Origin of the sequence: Micromonospora sp. NPDC000442 (genome assembly GCF_042898635.1) — a bacterium.
Lineage (GTDB): Bacteria > Actinomycetota > Actinomycetes > Mycobacteriales > Micromonosporaceae > Micromonospora.
This window is the reverse complement of record NZ_JBIAYZ010000004.1, coordinates 159,122-179,162: the sequence shown is the minus strand read 5'-3', so window position 1 is coordinate 179,162 and position 20,041 is coordinate 159,122. Positions and strand designations below refer to the sequence as shown.

The window sequence follows — 20,041 nt, the reverse complement described above, 5'->3', positions numbered from 1 at the left end:
CGTCATCTCCCTCAGTTTCGACGTTCCGCCAGCCGGGGCCGGGCCGACCGGAAAGGGGAGCACCGGCCGGCCCGGCGCGGCATGGCGACGGAATTCCGAGGCGATCAACGAAGGCGGTGACGGTCCTCGATCGCACCCGCTGTGCGATCAAGGACAGCTGTCGGGTTCAGGTCAGTTCGACGCCAGGACGGTGCCCGTGACCTCGCCCAACGTGAGGGTGGTGTCGTCCGGGCCGGGTGCGGTCGCGGTGATCGTCACTGTGTCACCGTCGGCCAGGAAGGTGCGTTCCGTCCCGCCCACGGTGACCGGCTCGGTGCCGCCCCAGCTGAGTTCCAGGAACGAGCCGACCTGGTCGCGCCGCGGGCCGGAGACGGTTCCGGAGGCGTAGAGGTCGCCGGTGCGTAGCGAGGCACCGTTGACGGTCAGGTGCGCCAGTTGCTGAGCCGGGGTCCAGTACATGCCGGCGAAGGGCGGCTCGCTGACCGGCTCCCCGTTCCAGACCACCCGCAGCTGTAGGTCCAGTCCCAGGTGCGGCTCGTCACGCAGGTACTCGGCCACCGGCGGATCCTGCGCCGGGCCCGCGACGAACGCGTGCCGCAGCGCGTCGAGCGGAGTGACCCAGGCGGCGATCGAGGTGGCGAACGACTTGCCCAGGAACGGCCCGAGCGGCTGGTACTCCCATGCCTGGATGTCCCGCGCCGACCAGTCGTTGACCAGCACCACACCGAAGACGTGATCGGCGAAATCGGTGGCGGCCACCGGCCGGCCGAGCGGGCTCGGTACGCCGACCACGAACCCGACCTCGGCCTCGATGTCCAGGCGCGCTGACGGGCCGAACGTCGGCCCATCCGAGCTGGGGCGTTGGCCCTGCGGACGCACCACCGGGGTGCCGGAGACCACCACCGTGCCGGCCCGGCCGTGATAGCCGATCGGCAGGTGTTTCCAGTTCGGCAGCAGCGGAGGCTGCCCGGGGCGGAAGATCAGGCCGACGTTCGACGCGTGGTGTTCCGAGGAGTAGAAGTCGACGTAGTCGGCGACCTCGAAGGGCAACTCCATCCGCACCTCGTCGACGGGCACCAGCAGTGGCTCCACCGCCGCCCGGTGCGTCGGCTCGGTGAGCAGCTCGGTGATCCGGTCCCGCACCGCGGTCCACTGCGGCCGCCCCAGCGCCAGGAACGCGTTGAGCGTCGGCCTGCGCAGCGCCCCGCCGGCCAGCACCAGCTCGGCGGCCTCCGCCCCGGCCAGGTCCAGCACCAGGTCGCCGACGCGGACGCCGATGCGCGGCTCGCCGTCGCCCACCCGGAACACCCCGTACGGCAGATGGTGCACCCCGTACCCGGAACCCGCCACACCCGGAACCCAGCTCATGCCGGCCCTCCGCGTCGCTCCGCGCCGCCGCGCTGACGCTCGCTCATGCTTCGAAGCCTCCGTTCACCAGCCCAAGCCGGATCAGATCGGTAAGTGGTTCCACGATGCTGCACGACCCGAACCCCACCCACAGCGGGCGCGCCGAGTCGTGCCGGCCGTCGACCGTCTGCACCAGCGGTCGCTCGTCGCGGACGGTGAGCAGCTCGGCGACAGCACCGACGGTCGCGCCGTCGGCGGCGGCCAGGGTCGCGGCGAGCACGTTGCCGAACCCGTGGTGGGTGAAGCCGGTCTCCGGGTCCACGTGCCGCACCGCATGGTGCAGCCCGGCGGTCAGCTTGAACGGCAGGTCCCGGTCCCGGCAGGCGCAGATCACCGCGGCCAGCTCGGCGGGGTTCGGGAACAGTTCGGCGGCCAGTCCGCCGGTACGGAACTTGGCGGCGACCGGTATCCCGCGGGTGCGCGCGTCGGCGAGCGCGTCCAGGGCGCCCATCAGCCCGAAGGTGAGCGGGATCTCCGCGTAGACGGGGACGTCGTCCAGCCGCTCGGCGAGCTTCACCAGCTCGGTCAGTCCAGGTTGCGGGTCCTCGCCCCGGCGGGCGACCGGTGCTTCGACCTGTCGTGCGGTCACCCCGAGCGGGGGCAGGAGCGACAGCGCGAAGGGCAGCCGGTCGAGGCCGGTGTCGCCGATCAGCCCGATGGCGAGGCCCTCGGCCGGGTCGACCAGGCCGCTCAGCCCATCCGCCGTGATCGCCGAGGCGGGTAGCAGCAGCGGGCCGACCAGGTCGGCGTACCACGCGGCACGTTGCCGCCGGTGGGCGCCGACGGCGTCGGGCAGCGGAGCGCTGCCCGGCGGAAAGACTGCGGCGTCGTCGACCAGACCGGCGACAAGAGTGGGCAGCTGCGTTGACACGAGACAAGAATGTACGGGACGCTTCAAGAAGCGGACAACAGTGTCCGATTATCGGACGCACGGCGGACCGGGAGGGCGAGATGCCGTACTACCGCAGCGTCGGCGAGCTGCCACGCAAGCGCCACACCCAGTTCCGGCAGCCGGACGGCAGCCTCTACACCGAGGAGCTGATGGGCCAGGAGGGCTTCTCCTCCGACTCGTCCCTGCTCTACCACCGGTACGCCCCGACCGCGATCGTCGCCGCCGAGGAGTTCACCCCGCCGGCCGTGACCCGGATGCCGAACCTGCCGCTCAAGCCCCGGCACCTGCGTACCCACAAACTCGACGGAACCGGTGCGGACCCGGTCCTCGGCCGGCGGTACCTGCTCGCCAACGACGACGTGCGGATCGCCTACGTCCTGGCCGACCGCCCCTCGCCGCTGTTCCGCGACGCCACCGGCGACCACTGCCTGTACGTCGAGGCGGGCACGCTGCGGGTCGAGTCGACGTTCGGCGTACTCGACGCGGTGGCCGGCGACTACGTGATCATCCCGACCTCGACGGTGCACCGCCTGGTGCCCACCGGCGACACCCCGACCCGGCTACTCGCTGTGGAGGCGTCCGGGCACATCGGCCCACCCAAGCGCTACCTCTCCGTACGCGGTCAGTTCCTGGAACATTCGCCGTACTGCGAGCGCGACGTCCGGGGGCCGGACGCCCCGTTGCTGGTCGAGGGCACCGACGTCGAGGTGCTGGTCCGCCACCGGTCCCGGGCGGCACGCGCGGGTGGTGACGGCACTGTTTGGACGCGACATGTTTTCGCCAACCATCCGTTCGACGTGGTCGGGTGGGACGGGCACCTCTACCCGTGGGCGTTCTCCATCCACGACTTCGAGCCGATCACCGGCCGGATCCACCAGCCGCCGCCGGTGCACCAGACCTTCGCCGGCCCGAACTTCGTGATCTGCTCGTTCGTCCCCCGCAAGGTCGACTACCACCCGGACGCCATTCCGGTGCCCTACCACCACCACAACGTCGACTCCGACGAGATGCTCTTCTACACCGGGGGCAACTACGAGGCGCGGCGCGGCTCCGGCATCGAGCAGGGCTCCATCTCGCTGCACCCGTCCGGCTTCACGCACGGACCGCAGCCAGGCGCGGCGGAACGCGCCATCGGGGTGGACTTCTTCGACGAGCTGGCGGTCATGGTCGACACCTTCCGCCCACTCGACCTTTGCGACGCGGCGGCCGAATGCGAGGACGACGGGTACGCCTGGACCTGGGCCCGTCGCCCCTGAGGTCGCGCCGTGGCGCGACCGTGCGGAGCCGGGCTGTCGTCGGTCAGGCGACCGGCCGGCCGACGATCGCCAACCGGGCGGCGGTGGCGATCGCGATGGCCAGGACCAGCGGCCACGGGGTGCCGAGCAGGGCGTAGAGCAGGATCAGCACCGGCGCGGCGGCGGCAGCGTAGACGGCCAGGGCGAGCGGTCGGTCGGTGCGCCGCAGCACCGGCAGGACGGTCCGGGTCAGGCCGGGCAGCCGGGACGCGTGCTGCCGGAGCACGATGGCACCGCCAGCAGCCGCCACCACGGCCAGCAGTCGGGAGAACCCGGAGCCGGTCGCGGTCGAACAGGCGACCACTGTGGCGGCAACCACCGACCATCCGGCGCCCCAGAGCACAAACTGCCGGAGTGCCGCCGGCACCGGCTGGCGTGCGACGACCGGCCCGATGCCGTGCTGTCCCGGCCAGGCTGCACCACGCCCGGCCGGTTCGGGATCTCCGGCGCGTGCCGACCGACCCGACTCCTCCTGGGCGGCACCCGGCCGGTCCTGATCGTCGCTGGCCTCGTCCGGCCGGGTTGATTCGTCCCGCACCTCGTCAGCGCGGCGCGGATCGGTCGGCGGCAGGTTCGCCACCGCCGCTTCGGCCAGTCGCTCCAGCGCAGCGCTCCACCGGCGCTGTTCCAGCCGCAGTACCCCGACGTCGTCGCCCGTCTCCGCGAGGCGCGGGTCCAGCCGCAGCGCCTCCCGGTAGGCCCGCTCCGCCAGGTCGTACATCCGCATGTTGGCCGCGACCAGACCCAGCACCAGGTGGCCCTGCGGTTCCTCGGGGGCCAGCTCCACCCCGCGCCAGGCCGCGTTCAACGCCGGCTGGCCGTTGCGGGAGCCGGCCAGGATCGCCGCCGCGCTGCGCTGGGCGTACGCGTCCGCCGGGCCCAGGGCCAGGATCTCGTCGGCGGTACGGGCGGCCTCGGCATACCGTTCGAGGTCGCCGAGGGCCAGCCCACGTACGACAAGCGGGGGCACCTGTCCCGGCGCGGCGGTCACCGCGGCCTCGGCGGCGGCAAGCGCCTCGGTCGGTCGGCCGGCGGCCAGGTGAACCCGGGCCAGCATGGTCGACACGCTGGCGGCGGCCGGGTCGAGGGCCAGTGCGGAGCCTAGTTCGGCCACCGCCTCGTCGTAGCGGCCCAGCTCGGCGAGGAGCGTGGCGCGTTCGAGGTAGCCGTCGGCGGCGGGCGGGTCGGTGGGGACGTCGGCGGACATCGCGGCGAGCCTAGGCGCTCGGCTGCTCGTACACCAGGGCGACCGCGATCCCGGCGAGCCCCTCGCCGCGCCCGGTGAAGCCCAGGCCGTCGGTGGTGGCGGCGGAGACGGTGACCGGCGCGCCGACGGCCTCGGACAGCACCTGCTCGGCCTCGTCCCGACGTGGGCCGATCTTCGGCCGGTTCCCCACCACCTGCACGGACACGTTGCCGATGGCGAAGCCGGCGGAGCGTACCCGGCGGGCTGTCTCGGTGAGCAGGGCCACCCCGCTCGCTCCGGCCCACTCGGGCTGCCCCACCCCGAAGTTGGCGCCGAGATCACCGAGACCGGCCGCGGAGAGCAGCGCGTTGCAGGCGGCGTGGGCGGCCACGTCCGCGTCCGAGTGCCCGGCCAGGCCGTCCTGCTCCGGCCAGTACAGACCGGCCACCCAGCAGGGTCGACCGGCCTCGAAGGCGTGCACGTCGGTCCCGATGGCCACCCGAGGAACGATCATGAGCCGAGGGTACGCGCTAGCGTCCGGTCGCCAGCAGGTGCTCGGCCAGCGCCAGGTCGAACGGCCTGGTGATCTTCAGCGCGTGTTCCGAACCGGGCACGCAGTGCACCGAAACGCCCTGCTTTTCGACCAGCCCGGCGTCGTCGGTGAGGGCGTCGGCGGCAGCGGCGTGGGCTGCGGTCAGCACCGCCCGGCGGAATCCCTGGGGGGTCTGCACGGCGCGCAACGCGGCCCGGTCGACGGTGCCGAGCACCTTCTCGTCCGCGTCGACCTCCTTGATCGTGTCGACGACCGGCAGCACCGGGATCACCGCGTCATGGCCCGCCCGGACCGCCGCGGCCACCGATTCCACAAGCGCGGGCGGGGTGAGTGCGCGAGCCGCGTCGTGCACCAGGACGATCTCGGGACCGGCGGGTACCGCGGCGAGCGCGGCGGCCACCGACGCCTGCCGTTCCGCGCCGCCGGGAACCACGGTCACCGGGGCGATCGGTGCGAGAAGTTCACCCACGGCCGCCACCTCCGCGACCGGCGCGGCCACCACGATGCTGTGCACCGAGGGGGCTTCGGCCAACCGACGGACCGCGTGCACCAGCAACGGTTCACCGGCCAGCAGCCGCAGTGCCTTCGGCCGACCGGGCCCGAGGCGCACACCGGCTCCGGCCGCAGGCACGAGGACCGCGACGTCACCGCACGGATTGAGCTGCGCGGTCACGTCGCGGTCCTCGACGGTTTGTTCGCTACGAATCGGGTACGACGATGCTGTGCGGCCTAGGCCTCCGTCAGCACCTTGTCGAGCAGCGTCTCCGCCTCGTCCTTGGTGCTCTTCTCGGCCAGCGCGACCTCGCCGACCAGAATGTCGCGGGCCTTGGCGAGCATGCGCTTCTCGCCCGCGGACAGCCCCCGCTCCCGCTCGCGACGCCACAGGTCACGGACGACCTCGGCCACCTTCAGCGGGTTGCCGGAAGCCAGCTTCTCCAAATTCGCCTTGTAACGCCGCGACCAGTTGGTCGGCTCCTCGGTGTGCGGAGCCCGGAGAACGTCGAAGACCTTGCCGAGGCCCTCTTCGCCAACCACCTCGCGCACACCCACGATCTCGGCGTTCTCGGCTGGTACCCGGACCGTCAGGTCACCCTGCGCGACCCTCAGGACGAGGTACTGCTTGGGCTCGCCCTTGATGACCCGAGTCTCGATTGCCTCGATGAGTGCGGCCCCGTGGTGGGGGTAAACAACGGTCTCGCCGACACTGAAAACCATAGGTTCGAAACCCCTTTCGCTGTGTCTAGGGTAACACGCTCAGGCACCGATGTCTCACCGCTGTCCTGACCGTTGGCGCAGCTCAGGGGCCCTGTGAGAGGTATTTCTTCGGCTTGACAGACCATCCAGACAATGATTCGAACACGTTGAGTAACCTTGGGATGACCCCCGGACACCGCCGCCGTGGACGTTGAGATCCGGGAGAACAAGCGCCGAGGCCCTGCAACACACCCGCTGGAGATCAAGGGCTACGCACCCGTTCCATGATATCGCGCCGCAGCCCGACGCGGGCAGCGGTAGCGGTACCCGGCCCGGTGCGGGACGCTTGAGGAGTGCCGCGTCCGCGTACCCGTGAGGTTCCAGGGGGTCGTAATGGGCAAGGCTGACGCCGATGGTCCCGGGCTGCCCGACCTGCCGCCGGAATGGGGCCGGGTGGTCATCCCGGACGACCTGGCGGCCCTGACAGACGAGGCCGAACAGGTCCGTCGTGAGCTGCGCCGGGCGGCTGACCAGCGCCGCCGGCGTCCGCCCACCGGACTGGTGATCGTGCTGATCGTCGCGGTCCTGACCACCCTCGCCGGCCTGGCCGCCGTCACCTGGCCCAGGGCCGGCCGGACCGGACCGGGGGCCAGCACGCCCGACCCGGCACCGGCGCAGCTGACCGGTCGCCCCCTGCCCGCGCTCGACCTGGTCGACGGCGGGCAGTCACCGGTGGCGCTACGAGGGCTGCTGCCGGTGGTGGTGCTGCTGGTGGACGGTTGCGCCTGCCCGGAGCAGGTCGCCGAGGCGGCGACGGCGGCACCGGCCGGGGTGACCGTGGTCACCGTGGCCGCGGCCCGGCCACGGGCAGCACCGCCGGGGACACAGGTGCGTTCGCTCGCCGATCCGGCCGGAGGACTACGTGCCTTCCTGCACCTGCCGGCCAGGCAGGACGGCGTGACCGCCCTGCTCGCCGACCGCACCGGCCGGATCACGCTTGTGGTACCCGAGGTCACCTCGATCGCCGACCATCACGCCGCACTGTCCCGACTCGCCGACTGAACCCCCGCGACCGGACCGCCGGAACGGTCGCCACGGCTCACTTCAAGGCGATCAACCGGGCCTCGATCTGGACCGGCTCCGACCCGGCTGGCGAGAACGACAACCGGGCCGCAGCGCCGGTGCCGGCGAGTTCCATCATGACCTGCCCACCGTCGCAGCCCACCGTCATCGGGGCCGCTGACCGGGCGCCGCTGACGGCTACCAGCAGCTCGCCCGGACCAGTGCAGCGCAGGCGCAACAGGTGCCGCTCGCCCCGCTCCATCCGGGTCTGCCGGACAACCGCCCCGCCGGAGCTGAGCCTCGCCGACTCGGTCCAGACCAGGTCGGTCCCGCCCGCCCGCCAGCCGCTCGATCCGGCGGAACCCGTCACAGTGCGCTGCGCCGGCCCGTCGTGCGTTCCGGCCACCGCACCGGTGCGCGCGTCGACCAGGACGGAGGAGGTGGCATTGGGAAGCTCGGGCACCGTGTCGCCGGTGACCGGGTCCTCCCGCCAGTACGTGACGGACGACGACCCGTCCGGCGCGAGACCCGCGCCGGTCGGCCACTCCGGTGCCGCTATTTGCCACCACCAGCCGCCGAGGGTCAGCGCCGCCACCGCGACGGCGGCCAGCAGTGCCCCGCGCAGCCGATGGGTGGCATCGACGTCCATACCAGAAGGGTAGCTCTACTGGATGATCAGGCGTGCCGCTCCAGCAGGGCGGCGTAGAGGGTCAACCCAGGCCCGAAGGCCAGCATCACCACCCGGCGCGGTGCCGGTGCCGACCGGAACAGGCGGTCGAGGATCAGCAGCACTGTCGGCGAGGAACAGTTGCCGTGCTCGTTCAGCGTCTCCCGGGACGCCGCCAACGCCGTCGGCGCCAGCCCCAGCTCCCGCTCCACCACGTTGAGGATGCGTGGACCACCCGGGTGCACGGCCCAGCCGTCCACCTCCGACCGCCGGGTGCCGTGCCGGGCCAGCACCTCGTCGACCAGCCCTCGGACGTGCGCCGACAGCACCTGCGGCACCTTCGGCGACAGCCCCATCCGGAAACCGGTGTCGGTCACCTCCCAGGTCATGTGGTCGGCGGTGGAGGTGTCGGTCACCGAGGCGACCTCACGCACGGCGTACCCCCGCCCGCCGGGAACGACCACCGCGGCGACCGCGGCATCGGAAAAGAGCGCGTGGGAAACGATCTGCTGGGTGTCCATCCGGGCCGACGAGGGCTGCAGGTGCAAACTGGTCAACTCGGCGCAGAGCAGCAGCGCGGGACGCCCCCGCGCGGTGACGAAGTCACCCACCGCACCCAACCCCGGCAGAGCCGCGTAGCAGCCCATGTGACCGACGAACATCCGCTGGGTCGTCGCGGCCATGCCCAGATCCCGGGCGAGCAGGATGTCCAGCCCGGGAGTGGCGTACCCGGTGCACGAGCATACGACGAAGAGGCCGACGTCACGGGCGTCCAGCCCGGCGGCGGTCAACGCCCGGCCGACCGCCTCCTTTCCCAGCGGCAACGCCTCGACCTGGTAACGGAGCATCCGTCGCTCGGTCGGCCACTCGGAGACGTCCTCAAGCAACGGGTTGACCGCCGCCTGCCGCCGGGTCACTCCGGAATGCGCGAAGATCCGCTCGGCCAACGCGCGGGTGGAGCCGGAAAAGTGCTGTGAGAAGAACTTCTCCCACAACTCCTGCTGGTCGGCCGAGGGCGGATGGGCCGTGCCCAGGCCCGCGATCACCGGTACGGACACGGTCCCACCTTCCTCTCGCAAGCTCACATCCGACGCTCGCCAGTCCCGCCCCGGTTCGCGACCGCGGGGCTCGCAAGCTCATTCCCTCACGCTCACCAACGAGGACTCGATCCGTCACGGTCCGGGTCACCGCCGAGTGTGGCGATGCCGAGCCAGTCGGCGCAGACGTCCGAGGTGGCCGGGTGCAGCGACCCGCAGCGGGCGTCGCGGTACAGGCGTTCCAGCGGATGACCCCGCCGGGTGGCGGAGGTGCCGGCCGTCTCCAGCATGGACGCGGCCACGTCCGCCGCGGTGGTGCCGGCCAACAGCTTGGCCCGCCACACCCACCGGTTGGTCTCCTCGTCGCCCGGCGCCTCGTCCACTCGTCGAGCCGCCTCGGCGACCACCAGCTCCGCCGCCGCCACGGCGGCGTCGGCGCGACCCAGGCGGGCGCGTACCGCCGGCAGCCCGGCGAGGTTCCGGGCGTTGAGGTGTTCCACGGCCGCGTCGATCGCCGCCCGGGCCACCCCCACGTAGACGGCCGCGTAGCTGGCCACCAGCCAGTGCGGCATGAGCTGGGCCACCACCAGGGCCAGCCCCTCGACCCCGCCGAGCAGCCGGTCGGTGCCGACGGTCACGTCGAGGTGCAGGTCGTGCGAGGCGGTGGCGCGCATGCCGAGGGCGTCCCAGGTCGGCTCGACGGTGAGGCCCTCCCCCGCCGGAACCAGGAACTGCGAGACCACCGACGAGTCGGCGGCGCTGCGGGCCGCCACCAGGTAACCGTCGGCGTGACCGGCACCGGAGCAGAAGGTCTTGCTGCCCTTGATCCGCCAGCCGCCGTCGACCGGTTCGTAGACCGTGGCGAGCTGGGACAGCCGGGCACCCGCGCCCCGCTCGCTCATCGCGACCGCATACCACGCCCCGTCGGCCGCCGCCCGCAACAGGCGGTCGCGGGCGGCCAGCGCCTCCGCCGGTACGCCGAGCGCCTCGGCCAGTTCCTCGGTGACCGCGCCGAGCGCCCCGGTGACCGAGGCGTGCATGTTGAACACCAGCGCGGTGGCACCATTGCCCCGGGCCAGTTCGGTGGCGACGGCGGCGTAGGCCGCGAAGGTGGCACCGGTGCCACCCAGTTCGGCGGGGACCATCAGCCCGAACAGCCCCGCCTCTCGCAGGTCGGTGAAGTCGTCGACGGGAAACGAGCCGTCCCGGTCGTGCGTGGCGGCCCGCGCCGCCAGCCGGGGCGCCAGCCGCCGGGCCGCCGCCGGCGCTCCACTGCGCTCGGTCATGGATGGAACCCCCTCTTCGGCCATTGCCATACCCTCACCTGAATCAGCTATCCGTCGCGTACCCCGTGACCCTGGTAGAGCACCGCTCTCGACCCGGTCGGCACGATGCGCGGTGCCTGACCGGCTGGCGTCGCGGCACCCGTCGCCTGCCGCAGCAGCCACCGCAGCAGCCCCGGTACCCCTGGCCGGACACCACGGACCCGCAGGTCGACGCCGTGTCGGGCGCACTCGGCGACCAACTCCCGGTCGTCCACGAACAACCGAGGATCGTGGATGCCGCGCGGCACGGTGGGCAGACGTTCGGCGATTCGGACGGCGACCAGCCGGGCCAGCGCGGTGTCGTTGAGGGTGTCCAGCACCAGCAGGCCGCCGGGCCGCAGCAGGCGACACGCCTCGGCCACCGCCGCCCGCCAGTCCGGGACGTGCTCCAGCAACTCGCCAGCGGCGACCACGTCGGCACAGCCGTCCAATAGCGGTACCGCCGTGGCGTCGCCGTTGACCGCCGTCACGCCGCGCACCGCCGCCTGCGCCAGCGCCGAGCGGGTCAGGTCCACCCCAACGTGTCGGTAACCCTTGCCGACCAGGTGTGGGGCGAGCAGCCCGGCCCCGCAGCCCAGGTCGACCAGGAGCGCACCGGGTCGTGCCGCCGGGGGCACCAGCGCGGCCCGCGCCCGGGCCAGCCAGTGCAGCATGGCGAACACGCCGTCCGGCCGCCACCACTCGTCCGCCAGGTCGTCGTACTGGCGCGGATCGTTGCGGGGCAGCACGCGGCCGGCGTCACGCATGGCAACGAGCGTGGCACGACTCGCCGGTAACGACCAGACTTCCGTTATGTCGTCGACGGTGTTAGGGCTGGTCAGAGCGAGCCATCCGGAGCCGACCGCGGCGGTCACCACAGTGGCAGGTCTGCTCGCCGTCGGTGTCGGGCATCCACCCGGCGGCGTCGTCGCGGTGGTGCTCACCGTGGCTGCCAGCCAGTTCACCGTCGGGTGGACCAACGACCTGCTCGACGCGGATCGCGATGCCGCGGTCGGGCGTACCGACAAGCCGTTGGCCGCCGGTGCGCTCGGCCGGCGTACCGTGGCGGCGGCCGCCGCCGTGGCCGCCACCGCGACCGTGGCGCTGGCCCTGACCACCAACCCGACGGCGGCGATCTGCGCCATTGTCGCCCTGGTCTCGGCGCTGCTCTACGACTGGCCGCTGAAGTCCACCCCGATCTCGGTGCTGCCGTACGCGATCTCCTTCGGCGCGCTCCCCGCCTTCGTGGTGCTGGCGCTGCCCGACGCTCCGCCGCCCCCGGCCTGGCTGGTCGTCGCGGCGGCGCTGCTCGGCGCGGGCGCCCACTTCGCCAACGTGCTGCCCGACTTCGCCGACGACGCCCGGACCGGGATCCATGGACTGCCGCACCGACTCGGTGCGACGGGAAGCCGGGCGGCCGCCGTCGGGCTGCTGATCGCCGCGACCGTCACGTTGGTACTCGGGCCGCCCGGACCACCGTCGGGCGTGGGTCTCGCGGCGGTCGGCGCCACCGTCGTGATCTTCATCGTGGCCTGGTACGCGGGCAGGACCGGCGATCACGCCGGAGCCCGGCCGGTGGCCGCCTTCCGGGCGGTGCTGCTGGTCGCCCTGATCGACGTCGCCCTGCTGGTCACGAACGGTCGGCTCGGCTGAGTCTCACCCCGGCAGGTGGCCGCACCGGGTCGGCGTGCGGGCCACGATCAGCTCCAACTACCCTGGAGCCCGGTCTGCGCGGGCATGGCCAGCGGTTCCGGCGGGCAAGCCGGGTGTGATCGTGACGAGGAGGACCGACGTGAGGCGCTCGATCAGGGGTTCCCGGCGGGCTGCCGTGCTGCTGCCCGGGATCGCGGCGGCCGGGCTGCTGCTGTCCGGATGCGGCGCCGGCCAGATCTCCGAGACGGCCAACAAGGTGCCGTCGGTCCAGGGCGCCAACTTCGTGGCCGGCGACGGGAAGTACGCCGTACGCGGTGCCCTGGTCGCCTACCCCGGTGTCGAGGGCTACCAGGCCGGCGACAACGCCCTGCTCAACGTCGTCCTCTACAACGACTCACCGGATCCGGTCACGGTGACGGTCACCTCGTCGGACGCCCGAGAGGTGGTGCTCACCTCGGTCGCCGCCGCGACCAGCCCATCGCCCACCACGTCGCCGGAGCAGTCCCCCGAGGGCTCCCCCTCGCCGGACAACTCCGCCTCGCCGGGCAACTCTCCCTCGCCGGACGACTCCCCCTCGCCGGACGATTCCCCGTCGCCGAGCCCGACCGAATCGCCTGCGGCCGGTCCGGCCCGGATCGAGATCCCCCCGCTGAGCTACGTGCAGCTCAACACCGAGGGTGAGCAGGTGCTCCAGCTCGTCGGTCTGAACGAGGCCCTGCTCGCCGGCCAGAGCGTCACGCTGACCTTCGACTTCGGTGGCGAGACGGTCACCAGCCCCGCACCGATCGCCGTACCGCTCACCCCCGCGCCTCAACCGTCGCCGATCATCGAGCGGCACACCGAGTACGAGGGCGAAGGCGGCCACTGAGCACGTCGGCCCGGCATCGCCTACCGCGACCGGGCCGCTCCAGGTACGCACCGGCGGCGTCGTCGGCGTGGTGCAGCCATGCCGACGACGCCCTCGTCGTACCCGGGGGTTAGCGTCGGTCGGGTGAGCATCTCCCGATCGACCCCGTCCCGGGCGGGCACCGGCTCGCGAAGCCGCGCCGCTGCTCGCGAGCCCCGGCCCGCGTACGAGTGCGACGCCTGCGGACACCAGCCACCGAAGTGGGTGGGACGCTGTCCCGAGTGCGCCGAGTGGGGCTCCGTGGTCGAGTGCACGATCACCGGCCCGACCGTCTCGGGCCGCGTGGTGAGTTCCCGGATGCCCGCCGAGCCGGCCCGGCCCATCGCCACCATCAGCGCGGCACCGGCCCGGGCCCGGCCCACCGGGGTCGGCGAGCTGGATCGCGTCCTCGGTGGCGGCCTGGTCCCCGGTGCCGTGGTGCTGCTCGCCGGGGAGCCGGGGGTGGGCAAGTCGACTCTGCTGCTCGACGTCGCCCAGCAGTGGGCCGCCGGAGCGGGTAGCCCGTCGCTGGTGGTCAGCGGTGAGGAGTCGGTCAGCCAGGTGCGGCTGCGGGCGGAGCGCATGGGCACCCTGCACGATCAGCTCTTCCTGGCCGCCGAGAGCGACCTCGCGGCGGTGCTCGGTCACCTCGACGCGGTCAAGCCCGGCCTGCTCGTCCTCGACTCGGTGCAGACCATCTCCACCACCGGCACCGAGGGCGTACCGGGCGGGGTGACCCAGGTCCGGGCGGTCACCGCCGCCCTGGTCGCGGTCGCCAAGGAACGCGGGGTCGCCACCGTGCTGGTCGGCCACGTCACCAAGGACGGCCAGGTCGCCGGTCCCCGGGTGCTCGAGCATTTGGTCGACGTGGTGCTGCACTTCGAAGGCGACAAGCACTCGTCGCTGCGGATGGTGCGTGGGGTCAAGAACCGGTTCGGCGCCGCCGACGAGGTCGGCTGCTTCGAGATGCACGAGGGCGGCATCAGCAGCCTCGCCGACCCCTCCGGGCTGTTCCTGACCCGTTACTCCGAGCCGGTCCCGGGCACCTGCGTGACGGTGGCGATGGAGGGGCGCCGGGCACTGCTCACCGAGGTGCAGGCACTGATCGGTGCCACCGTGGCCGGCTCGCCCCGGCGTACCGTCTCCGGGCTGGACTCCGCCCGGCTGGCGATGGTGCTGGCGGTGCTCCAGCGCCGTACCGAACGGCTCACTCTGCACGACCGGGAGGTCTTCGCGGCCACCGTGGGCGGCATCCGGGTGGTGGAGCCCGCAGCCGACCTCGCGGTCGCCCTCGCCGTCGCCTCCGGAGGGCTCAACCTGGCGATCGCACCGCACCTGGTGGCGATCGGTGAGGTCGGTCTCACCGGCGAGGTGCGCCGGGTGGGCGCGGTGCCGCGCCGGTTGGCCGAGGCGGCCCGGCTCGGTTTCCGACTGGCCCTCGTGCCGCCGGGCTGTGGGCCCGCCAGCACCGGTGCCGGCCCGGAGCAGATGCGCGTGATCGAGGTCACCGACGTCCGTTCGGCGTTGCAGGCCGCCGCGCGGGCGTCGGCGGAGTGAGCCGTCCACCGGGCAGGTCGGGCAGCGCGGGCGGAATCGTGACACATCACAGTAACCGCGAGAGCACCCACCGCAGGGCAGTCCGTAGACTGTGCCCGTGCCGATCGACCGCGATACCACCAAGCCAGCCGGCGCGACGCCCCACGCCCGCACCGCTGCCGTGGGCTCGCCTGCCCGACCCATCAGCGTGAGCGTGACCGGGGGCGGCGTCGCCGGTGACCCGCTGCGCGCCAATCTGGCCCTGATGGCACCGGGCACCGCACTACGCGACGGGTTGGAGCGGATCCTGCGGGGTCGGACGGGCGCGCTGATCGTCCTGGGCTACGACAAGGTGGTCGAAGGGCTCTGCACGGGCGGTTTTCCGCTGGACGTCGAGTTCTCCGCGACCCGGGTCCGGGAGCTGTGCAAGATGGACGGCGCGGTCGTGCTCTCCAGCGACGGCACCCGGATCGTCCGAGCGGCGGTCCACCTGATGCCCGACCCGACCATCCCGACCGAGGAGTCCGGCACTCGGCACCGCACCGCGGAGCGGGTCGCCCGGCAGACCGGCTACCCGGTCATCTCGGTCAGCCAGTCCATGCGCATCATCAGCCTCTACGTCAACGGTCAGCGGCACGTGCTTGACGACTCGGCGGCGATCCTCTCCCGCGCGAATCAGGCGCTGGCCACGTTGGAGCGGTACAAACTCCGCCTCGACGAGGTTTCCGGCACCCTGTCCGCCCTGGAGATCGAGGACCTGGTCACCGTACGCGACGCGGTGGCCGTGGTGCAGCGGCTGGAGATGGTCCGCCGGATCGCCGACGAGATCGCCGGTTACGTGGTCGAGCTGGGCACCGACGGGCGGTTGCTCGCCCTTCAGCTGGACGAGCTGATGGCCGGCGTCGACGCCGACCGCACCCTGGTCATTCGGGACTACCTGCCGACCGGTCGCAAGTCCCGGACCCTCGACGAGGCGCTGGTCGAGCTGGATCTACTGAGCGCCACCGAGCTGATCGATCTGGTCTCGGTCGCCAAGGCGATCGGCTACCCGGCCGCCTCGGACGCGCTGGACGCGGCGGTCAGCCCTCGCGGTTTCCGGCTGCTGGCCAAGGTGCCCCGGCTTCCGGTGGCCGTGGTCGACCGGCTGGTGGTGCACTTCGGCAGCCTGCAACGGCTGCTGGGCGCCACAGTGGAAGACCTGCAAGCGGTCGACGGCGTCGGTGACGCTCGGGCCCGGGGCGTACGCGAAGGACTGTCGCGACTGGCCGAGGCGTCCATCCTGGAACGCTACGTCTAGGCAGCAATTTGTAAGGGCTCGCCCGACCGAGCCGAGGCCGAGCCGGCGGTCGGCACGGCGGCCCAAGCATCGACTACCTGAGGACCAGCTTCGCGGGCTGGCTGAGCTTGGTGCCCACCCGGGCGAAGACCTGGTACGACCCCGCCGGCACGGCCGGTCCGTTCGCCACACCGTCGGCACACCGGCTGCTGTCCCTGCCGTTCCAGTTGACCTGGTAGGAGCGTTCGAAGCCGGGGGTGAAGGACTGCACGTCGGACCCGGCGGCCGTGCCACAGGTGTCCGAGGACCAGACCACCTCGGCACCGGCCTTGATGTACAACTCCTGGGCGGTCGCGCCGACGTCCCGGCTGCACGTCCGGTCGGACCTGTTACGGATCTTCAGATTCAGGTCGACGTGGGCTCCCGAGGCGGCCTGCGCGGGCAGCGCCACGGCGGTCACCGAGAGTTCAGTGTCCGCGCAGTTGCCTTCGTCCGCGACCGGATCGACCGCTGGCGGGTCATTGCTGAGGCTCGGTTCGTTCTCCGGGGCAGAAGGATCGGCCTCGTTTCCTGGATCGGCGGGGTCGGCCCCGGCATCACCGGACGGCGGCGAACCGGTCTGCGGAGTCAGCACCGACCCGGTCGGATCCGGCGTGCCGGTCGCCACGCCCGATTCGGGTTGGCCGTCGCCGGTCGCGTCGTTGCCCCCGGTGGGCCCGTTGCACGAGTAGAACAGGACAATCAGGAAGAGCAGCACCGCACCGAGCACGACGGCGCGACGCCGCCAGTACACGGTGGGAGGCAGGGGGCCGACCGTCAGACGCATGATGTCCCCACCGTAGCGGCGGCGCGTGCGGCGGACGGCAGCGACGCGCCGTGGCTCCCCCGTCCCATCGGATCGGACCCTCCATTCACGACGGTTCGCACCGACCACGGTCACTCAGCGCGACCATCCGGGTCGATTCAGAGGTAGACCTTCCGCTGGTAGATCGCGTGTGCGCCGGCCACCCGATCCAGAAACAGCAGGCCAGCGCAGTGGTCGATCTCGTGTTGCAGGGCACGCGCCTCGAAACCGTCCGTCACCAGGCGTACGGTCTCAGCACTGCCGGGCAGCGCCCCCTCCACCACCAGCCGGCCCGCGCGCTTCACGTCACCGGTCAGGTCCGGCACCGACATGCACCCTTCCCGACCCGCCTTCCACCGGGTGGCCTCGATGACGCGGGCGTTGCACAGCACGAAGACGCCGTGCCCGGTCACCGTCTTCGGATGCCCGGTGACGTCCACCGCGAAGATCTGGGCGCTCACCCCGACCTGCGGGGCGGCCAGGCCCACGCAGCCGGGCGACACCCGCATGGTGGCGATCAGGTCCGCGGCCAGCCGCACCGTCTCACCGGCGGTCGGATCGACCTCGTCGCCCGGCCGGCTGAGCACCGGGTCCGGGGCGGAGACCACCGGGATGACCCGACCGGCGCCCAGTGCCTCGGGAGTCCAGTCACCGAGGCCCACGTACGCGTCGGCCTGCGGGTCCGGGTTCGACCCGTCCGGTGCGCCGCTCACAGCAGGTCCGGTTCGGCGGGCCGGAGGGTCACCTCGACACCGAGACCGGCGGCTGCCTCAGCCAGCCGGCCGCCGAGCGCGTCGGCGGTACCGGGGGGCAGGTCCACCTCGGCCACCACCACGTAAAGCGTCCCCGCCAAGCGGGTGCTCAGGTCGGTGACGTTGCCGCCGGCCTCGGCCAGCACCCGGGTCATCGCGGCCACGATGCCCATCCGGTCGGCGCCGTGCACCGCCATCACGTACGGCTCGCCGGCCGGTGCCGTCTCACCGTCGGGCGTCACCGCGCGTACGGTCGCCAGCAGTTGACCGTCGGCGGCCAGCGGCGCCAGCGCGGTCTCGACCTCGGCGGCGGCCGGGCCGACGCAGATCAGGGTCATCGCGAAGTGTCCCCGCAGGCGGGTCATGGTGCTGTCGGTGAGGTTGGCGCCGAGCCGGGCGAGCACCTCGGCGACGTCGGCCACGATGCCGGGCCGGTCCCGGCCGATGACGGTGATCGCAAGCTCGTTCATCCGGGCATTCTGCCCGATCGTCATGGGCCGTCGGTGTCGGCCCGCCCGACCGTCCGAACGACGGGATCCGCGTGCGTGACATCATCGGCGACGCGATGACAGAACCCACATTCGCCGGCCGGGTGAGCCGGTGGTACGAGCAGCACGCGCGGGATCTGCCGTGGCGCAGGCCCGAGGCGAGCCCCTGGGCGATCCTGGTCAGCGAGGTCATGCTTCAGCAGACCCCGGTCGTCCGGGTGGTGCCCGCCTGGCAGGCGTGGCTGGAGCGCTGGCCGACGCCGGCCGCCCTGGCCGGGTCCAGCCCGGCGGAGGCGATCCGCATGTGGGGACGGCTCGGCTATCCCCGCCGGGCCGTCCGGCTGCACGAGTGCGCGGTGGCCATCGTGGAGCGGCACGGCGGTGCGGTGCCGGACCGGCTGGACCAGCTGCTCGCCCTGCCCGGCGTCGGCACGTACACCGCCCGGGCGGTCGCCGCCTTCGCGTACGGCCAGCGTCACCCGGTGGTCGACACGAACGTACGTCGGGTGGTCTGCCGGGCGGTGGCCGGAGAACCGGATGCCGGCCCGACCACCCGTCCCGCCGACCTGGTCGCCACCGAGGAACTGCTGCCCGCCGAACCGGCCGCAGCGGCCCTGGCCAGCGCCGCCATCATGGAGTTGGGAGCGGTCGTCTGCACCGCCCGGTCGCCTCGCTGCGAGGCGTGCCCGGTCGAGTCGACCTGCGCCTGGCGAGCCTCCGGGCGCCCGGCTCCAGCCGGTCCGACCCGCCGCCCCCAACGGTACGCAGGCACCGACCGCCAGGTACGCGGCCTGCTGCTCGGAGTGCTCCGGGAGGCCACCGGGCCAGTGCCACACCAGCGCCTGGACCAGGTGTGGGCGGACGATGTGCAGCGGGCCCGGGCACTCGCCGGACTGGTCAGCGACGGTCTGGTCGAGTCGATCGGTGAGACATCGTTCCGGTTGATCGGCGACGGTCCTCCGGCACCGGTGGCAGGTTGAGAGCGTGCTTGAGGGCCGGCCCCGATCGGGGCCGGCCCTCAAGCATCTGACGGGCTGGATCAGGCGGAATAGCCGCGGCTGGCGATCCAGTCGGCCAGCGCGTCGGTGCTGATCCAGTACTCGGCCCGGGCAGCGTCGGCCGAGTCGGCGATCTTCATCTGGTCACCACCGTCGCGGTAGCCGGTCACCGCGATGTAGTGGCCGCCATCGAAGGTGTGGCTGCCCCCGCCGAGGTCGGTGGCGGTGCCGACGACGTTGGCCACCACGCCCCGGCCGCTGTCGACGGCGCGGACGACGTCTTCACGCAGCCGGTCGGTCTCGGCCCGGTTGGCGGCCTGATCGGGGATCTCCACCGTGCGGTAGACATCCTTGCCGGCCTTCCGGTTGAGGGCCTCGGTGATCAGGTACGCCGAGTCGGTGCCCCGCTCGGTGGTGCCCATCTCGCGGGCCAGGTCGTCCTGGGAAACGTCCTTGTTGAGGATGCTCAGGGTGTTACGCACCGCAGCCGGACCGCAGTAGTAGAAGTTCGGCTGGGCCTCGTAACGGAGCTTCAGCTGCCGCTCACCCTTGCCGTGCCCCCGCTCGGTCACGGCGGCCAGCGGGTCGGAGCTCGGCGGGGCAGCGACCGCGCCCACCGGGCCGGCAATCATCCCACCGGCGCAGACGGCACCGGCGGCGGTCAGGGCAGCCTTGCGGATCGGACTCGTCATGATCGTTGCCTTCCGTCTCGGGGAATCGACACGACACCAGGAGATGGGAGGAGGCGGATACCGCGTCGGATGGAGGCGGCGCGGGTGCGCCTGCTCCGGGTCTGCAACGACCTGGTCGGGCCCGGCATTTCCGGGTCGGGCCGACCGGTGCGGCCGTCGCGGTTACTCCCCGTACAACGACCCCCAGGACCGGTCCATGCCCAGGCAAACCGTGACCGCCGTCACGACAAACAACCACAAAGCGGACGATCGGATACGTCGGGCGGACAGCCCCTGCGATCTCAGATACGACGGCGGCCCGGTGGCATTTCGCCACCGG

General features: G+C 72.4%; 21 protein-coding genes. 7 read left to right on the top strand and 14 right to left on the bottom strand.

The window, feature by feature from the left end; genetic code table 11:
* Nucleotides 1-171: 171 nt before the first annotated feature.
* Nucleotides 172-1,368, bottom strand: coding sequence for a fumarylacetoacetase (gene fahA / locus ACFY2A_RS07870; protein WP_387169724.1), 1,197 nt, complete (start codon nucleotides 1,366-1,368; stop codon nucleotides 172-174).
* A 43-nt stretch (nucleotides 1,369-1,411) separates the two neighbouring features.
* A complete protein-coding gene (locus tag ACFY2A_RS07865) occupies nucleotides 1,412-2,278 on the bottom strand; it encodes a hypothetical protein (RefSeq protein WP_387169722.1) in 867 nt (288 codons plus the stop codon).
* Nucleotides 2,279-2,358: 80 nt separating this feature from the next.
* Here ACFY2A_RS07865 and ACFY2A_RS07860 point away from each other — a divergent pair, with 80 nt between their 5' ends.
* Nucleotides 2,359-3,555, top strand: a complete 1,197-nt coding sequence (locus ACFY2A_RS07860; RefSeq protein WP_387169720.1) for a homogentisate 1,2-dioxygenase — start codon at nucleotides 2,359-2,361, stop codon at nucleotides 3,553-3,555.
* Nucleotides 3,556-3,598: 43 nt separating this feature from the next.
* Here the strand turns inward: ACFY2A_RS07860 and ACFY2A_RS07855 are convergent, their stop codons facing one another.
* The 4 genes from ACFY2A_RS07855 to ACFY2A_RS07840 are packed head-to-tail and all read right to left on the bottom strand — an operon-like array spanning nucleotide 3,599 to nucleotide 6,548.
* Nucleotides 3,599-4,801 carry a tetratricopeptide repeat protein gene (locus ACFY2A_RS07855; RefSeq protein ID WP_387169718.1) on the bottom strand — a complete coding sequence of 401 codons (1,203 nt, stop codon included), beginning with the start codon at nucleotides 4,799-4,801 and terminating at the stop codon, nucleotides 3,599-3,601.
* A gap of 10 nt (nucleotides 4,802-4,811) precedes the next feature.
* Nucleotides 4,812-5,294, bottom strand: coding sequence for a 2-C-methyl-D-erythritol 2,4-cyclodiphosphate synthase (ispF, locus tag ACFY2A_RS07850; RefSeq protein ID WP_387169716.1), 483 nt, complete (start codon nucleotides 5,292-5,294; stop codon nucleotides 4,812-4,814).
* Between the two features lie 16 nt (nucleotides 5,295-5,310).
* Nucleotides 5,311-6,006, bottom strand: a complete 696-nt coding sequence (ispD, locus tag ACFY2A_RS07845; RefSeq protein WP_363917985.1) for a 2-C-methyl-D-erythritol 4-phosphate cytidylyltransferase — start codon at nucleotides 6,004-6,006, stop codon at nucleotides 5,311-5,313.
* A gap of 56 nt (nucleotides 6,007-6,062) precedes the next feature.
* Nucleotides 6,063-6,548 carry a CarD family transcriptional regulator gene (locus ACFY2A_RS07840; protein ID WP_007073334.1) on the bottom strand — a complete coding sequence of 162 codons (486 nt, stop codon included), beginning with the start codon at nucleotides 6,546-6,548 and terminating at the stop codon, nucleotides 6,063-6,065.
* A 372-nt stretch (nucleotides 6,549-6,920) separates the two neighbouring features.
* On the opposite strand from ACFY2A_RS07840, the gene ACFY2A_RS07835 reads away from it, so the two are divergent.
* The gene (locus ACFY2A_RS07835) at nucleotides 6,921-7,589 is read left to right on the top strand and encodes a hypothetical protein (protein ID WP_387169714.1); all 669 of its coding nucleotides are present in this window, start codon (nucleotides 6,921-6,923) and stop codon (nucleotides 7,587-7,589) included.
* Between the two features lie 37 nt (nucleotides 7,590-7,626).
* On the opposite strand, the gene ACFY2A_RS07830 is transcribed toward ACFY2A_RS07835, so the two are convergent.
* The 4 genes from ACFY2A_RS07830 to ACFY2A_RS07815 all read right to left on the bottom strand — a co-directional run bounded on the left by ACFY2A_RS07830 (nucleotide 7,627) and on the right by ACFY2A_RS07815 (nucleotide 11,364).
* Nucleotides 7,627-8,238: a hypothetical protein gene (locus ACFY2A_RS07830; RefSeq protein WP_387169712.1), complete on the bottom strand. Its 612-nt coding sequence runs from the start codon at nucleotides 8,236-8,238 to the stop codon at nucleotides 7,627-7,629.
* 26 nt (nucleotides 8,239-8,264) lie between these two features.
* Nucleotides 8,265-9,314, bottom strand: a complete 1,050-nt coding sequence (locus ACFY2A_RS07825; RefSeq protein WP_387169710.1) for a type III polyketide synthase — start codon at nucleotides 9,312-9,314, stop codon at nucleotides 8,265-8,267.
* 92 nt (nucleotides 9,315-9,406) lie between these two features.
* Complete coding sequence (locus ACFY2A_RS07820; RefSeq protein ID WP_387169708.1) at nucleotides 9,407-10,579, bottom strand: acyl-CoA dehydrogenase family protein; 1,173 nt, start codon at nucleotides 10,577-10,579, stop codon at nucleotides 9,407-9,409.
* A 47-nt stretch (nucleotides 10,580-10,626) separates the two neighbouring features.
* On the bottom strand, nucleotides 10,627-11,364 hold the full coding sequence (locus tag ACFY2A_RS07815; protein WP_387169706.1) for a methyltransferase domain-containing protein: 738 nt from the start codon (nucleotides 11,362-11,364) through the stop codon (nucleotides 10,627-10,629).
* Here ACFY2A_RS07815 and ACFY2A_RS07810 point away from each other — a divergent pair.
* From ACFY2A_RS07810 to disA, 4 genes are all read left to right on the top strand, one after another.
* Nucleotides 11,363-12,250, top strand: coding sequence for a UbiA family prenyltransferase (locus ACFY2A_RS07810; RefSeq protein WP_387169704.1), 888 nt, complete (start codon nucleotides 11,363-11,365; stop codon nucleotides 12,248-12,250). The genes ACFY2A_RS07815 and ACFY2A_RS07810 overlap by 2 nt on opposite strands.
* 139 nt (nucleotides 12,251-12,389) lie before the next feature.
* Nucleotides 12,390-13,118, top strand: coding sequence for a hypothetical protein (locus ACFY2A_RS07805; RefSeq protein ID WP_387169702.1), 729 nt, complete (start codon nucleotides 12,390-12,392; stop codon nucleotides 13,116-13,118).
* A 78-nt stretch (nucleotides 13,119-13,196) separates the two neighbouring features.
* Complete coding sequence (gene radA / locus ACFY2A_RS07800; protein ID WP_363917969.1) at nucleotides 13,197-14,693, top strand: DNA repair protein RadA; 1,497 nt, start codon at nucleotides 13,197-13,199, stop codon at nucleotides 14,691-14,693.
* 97 nt (nucleotides 14,694-14,790) lie between these two features.
* Nucleotides 14,791-15,969 carry a DNA integrity scanning diadenylate cyclase DisA gene (gene disA / locus ACFY2A_RS07795; protein ID WP_363917967.1) on the top strand — a complete coding sequence of 393 codons (1,179 nt, stop codon included), beginning with the start codon at nucleotides 14,791-14,793 and terminating at the stop codon, nucleotides 15,967-15,969.
* Nucleotides 15,970-16,042: 73 nt separating this feature from the next.
* Here disA and ACFY2A_RS07790 read toward each other — a convergent pair whose 3' ends face one another.
* The 3 genes from ACFY2A_RS07790 to ACFY2A_RS07780 form a co-directional block, all read right to left on the bottom strand.
* A complete protein-coding gene (locus ACFY2A_RS07790) occupies nucleotides 16,043-16,774 on the bottom strand; it encodes a hypothetical protein (protein ID WP_387169699.1) in 732 nt (243 codons plus the stop codon).
* A 137-nt stretch (nucleotides 16,775-16,911) separates the two neighbouring features.
* Nucleotides 16,912-17,505 (bottom strand): peptide deformylase, encoded by a 594-nt coding sequence (locus ACFY2A_RS07785; RefSeq protein WP_387169697.1) that lies wholly within the window; start codon nucleotides 17,503-17,505, stop codon nucleotides 16,912-16,914.
* On the bottom strand, nucleotides 17,502-18,014 hold the full coding sequence (locus tag ACFY2A_RS07780) for an ACT domain-containing protein (protein WP_363917961.1): 513 nt from the start codon (nucleotides 18,012-18,014) through the stop codon (nucleotides 17,502-17,504). Before ACFY2A_RS07780 ends, ACFY2A_RS07785 begins: the two co-directional genes overlap by 4 nt.
* Nucleotides 18,015-18,109: 95 nt before the next feature.
* Here ACFY2A_RS07780 and ACFY2A_RS07775 point away from each other — a divergent pair, with 95 nt between their 5' ends.
* Nucleotides 18,110-19,012, top strand: a complete 903-nt coding sequence (locus tag ACFY2A_RS07775; protein ID WP_387169694.1) for an A/G-specific adenine glycosylase — start codon at nucleotides 18,110-18,112, stop codon at nucleotides 19,010-19,012.
* A gap of 59 nt (nucleotides 19,013-19,071) precedes the next feature.
* Here the strand turns inward: ACFY2A_RS07775 and ACFY2A_RS07770 are convergent, their stop codons facing one another.
* Nucleotides 19,072-19,725 carry a C39 family peptidase gene (locus ACFY2A_RS07770; RefSeq protein ID WP_363918542.1) on the bottom strand — a complete coding sequence of 218 codons (654 nt, stop codon included), beginning with the start codon at nucleotides 19,723-19,725 and terminating at the stop codon, nucleotides 19,072-19,074.
* Nucleotides 19,726-20,041: the final 316 nt, after the last annotated feature.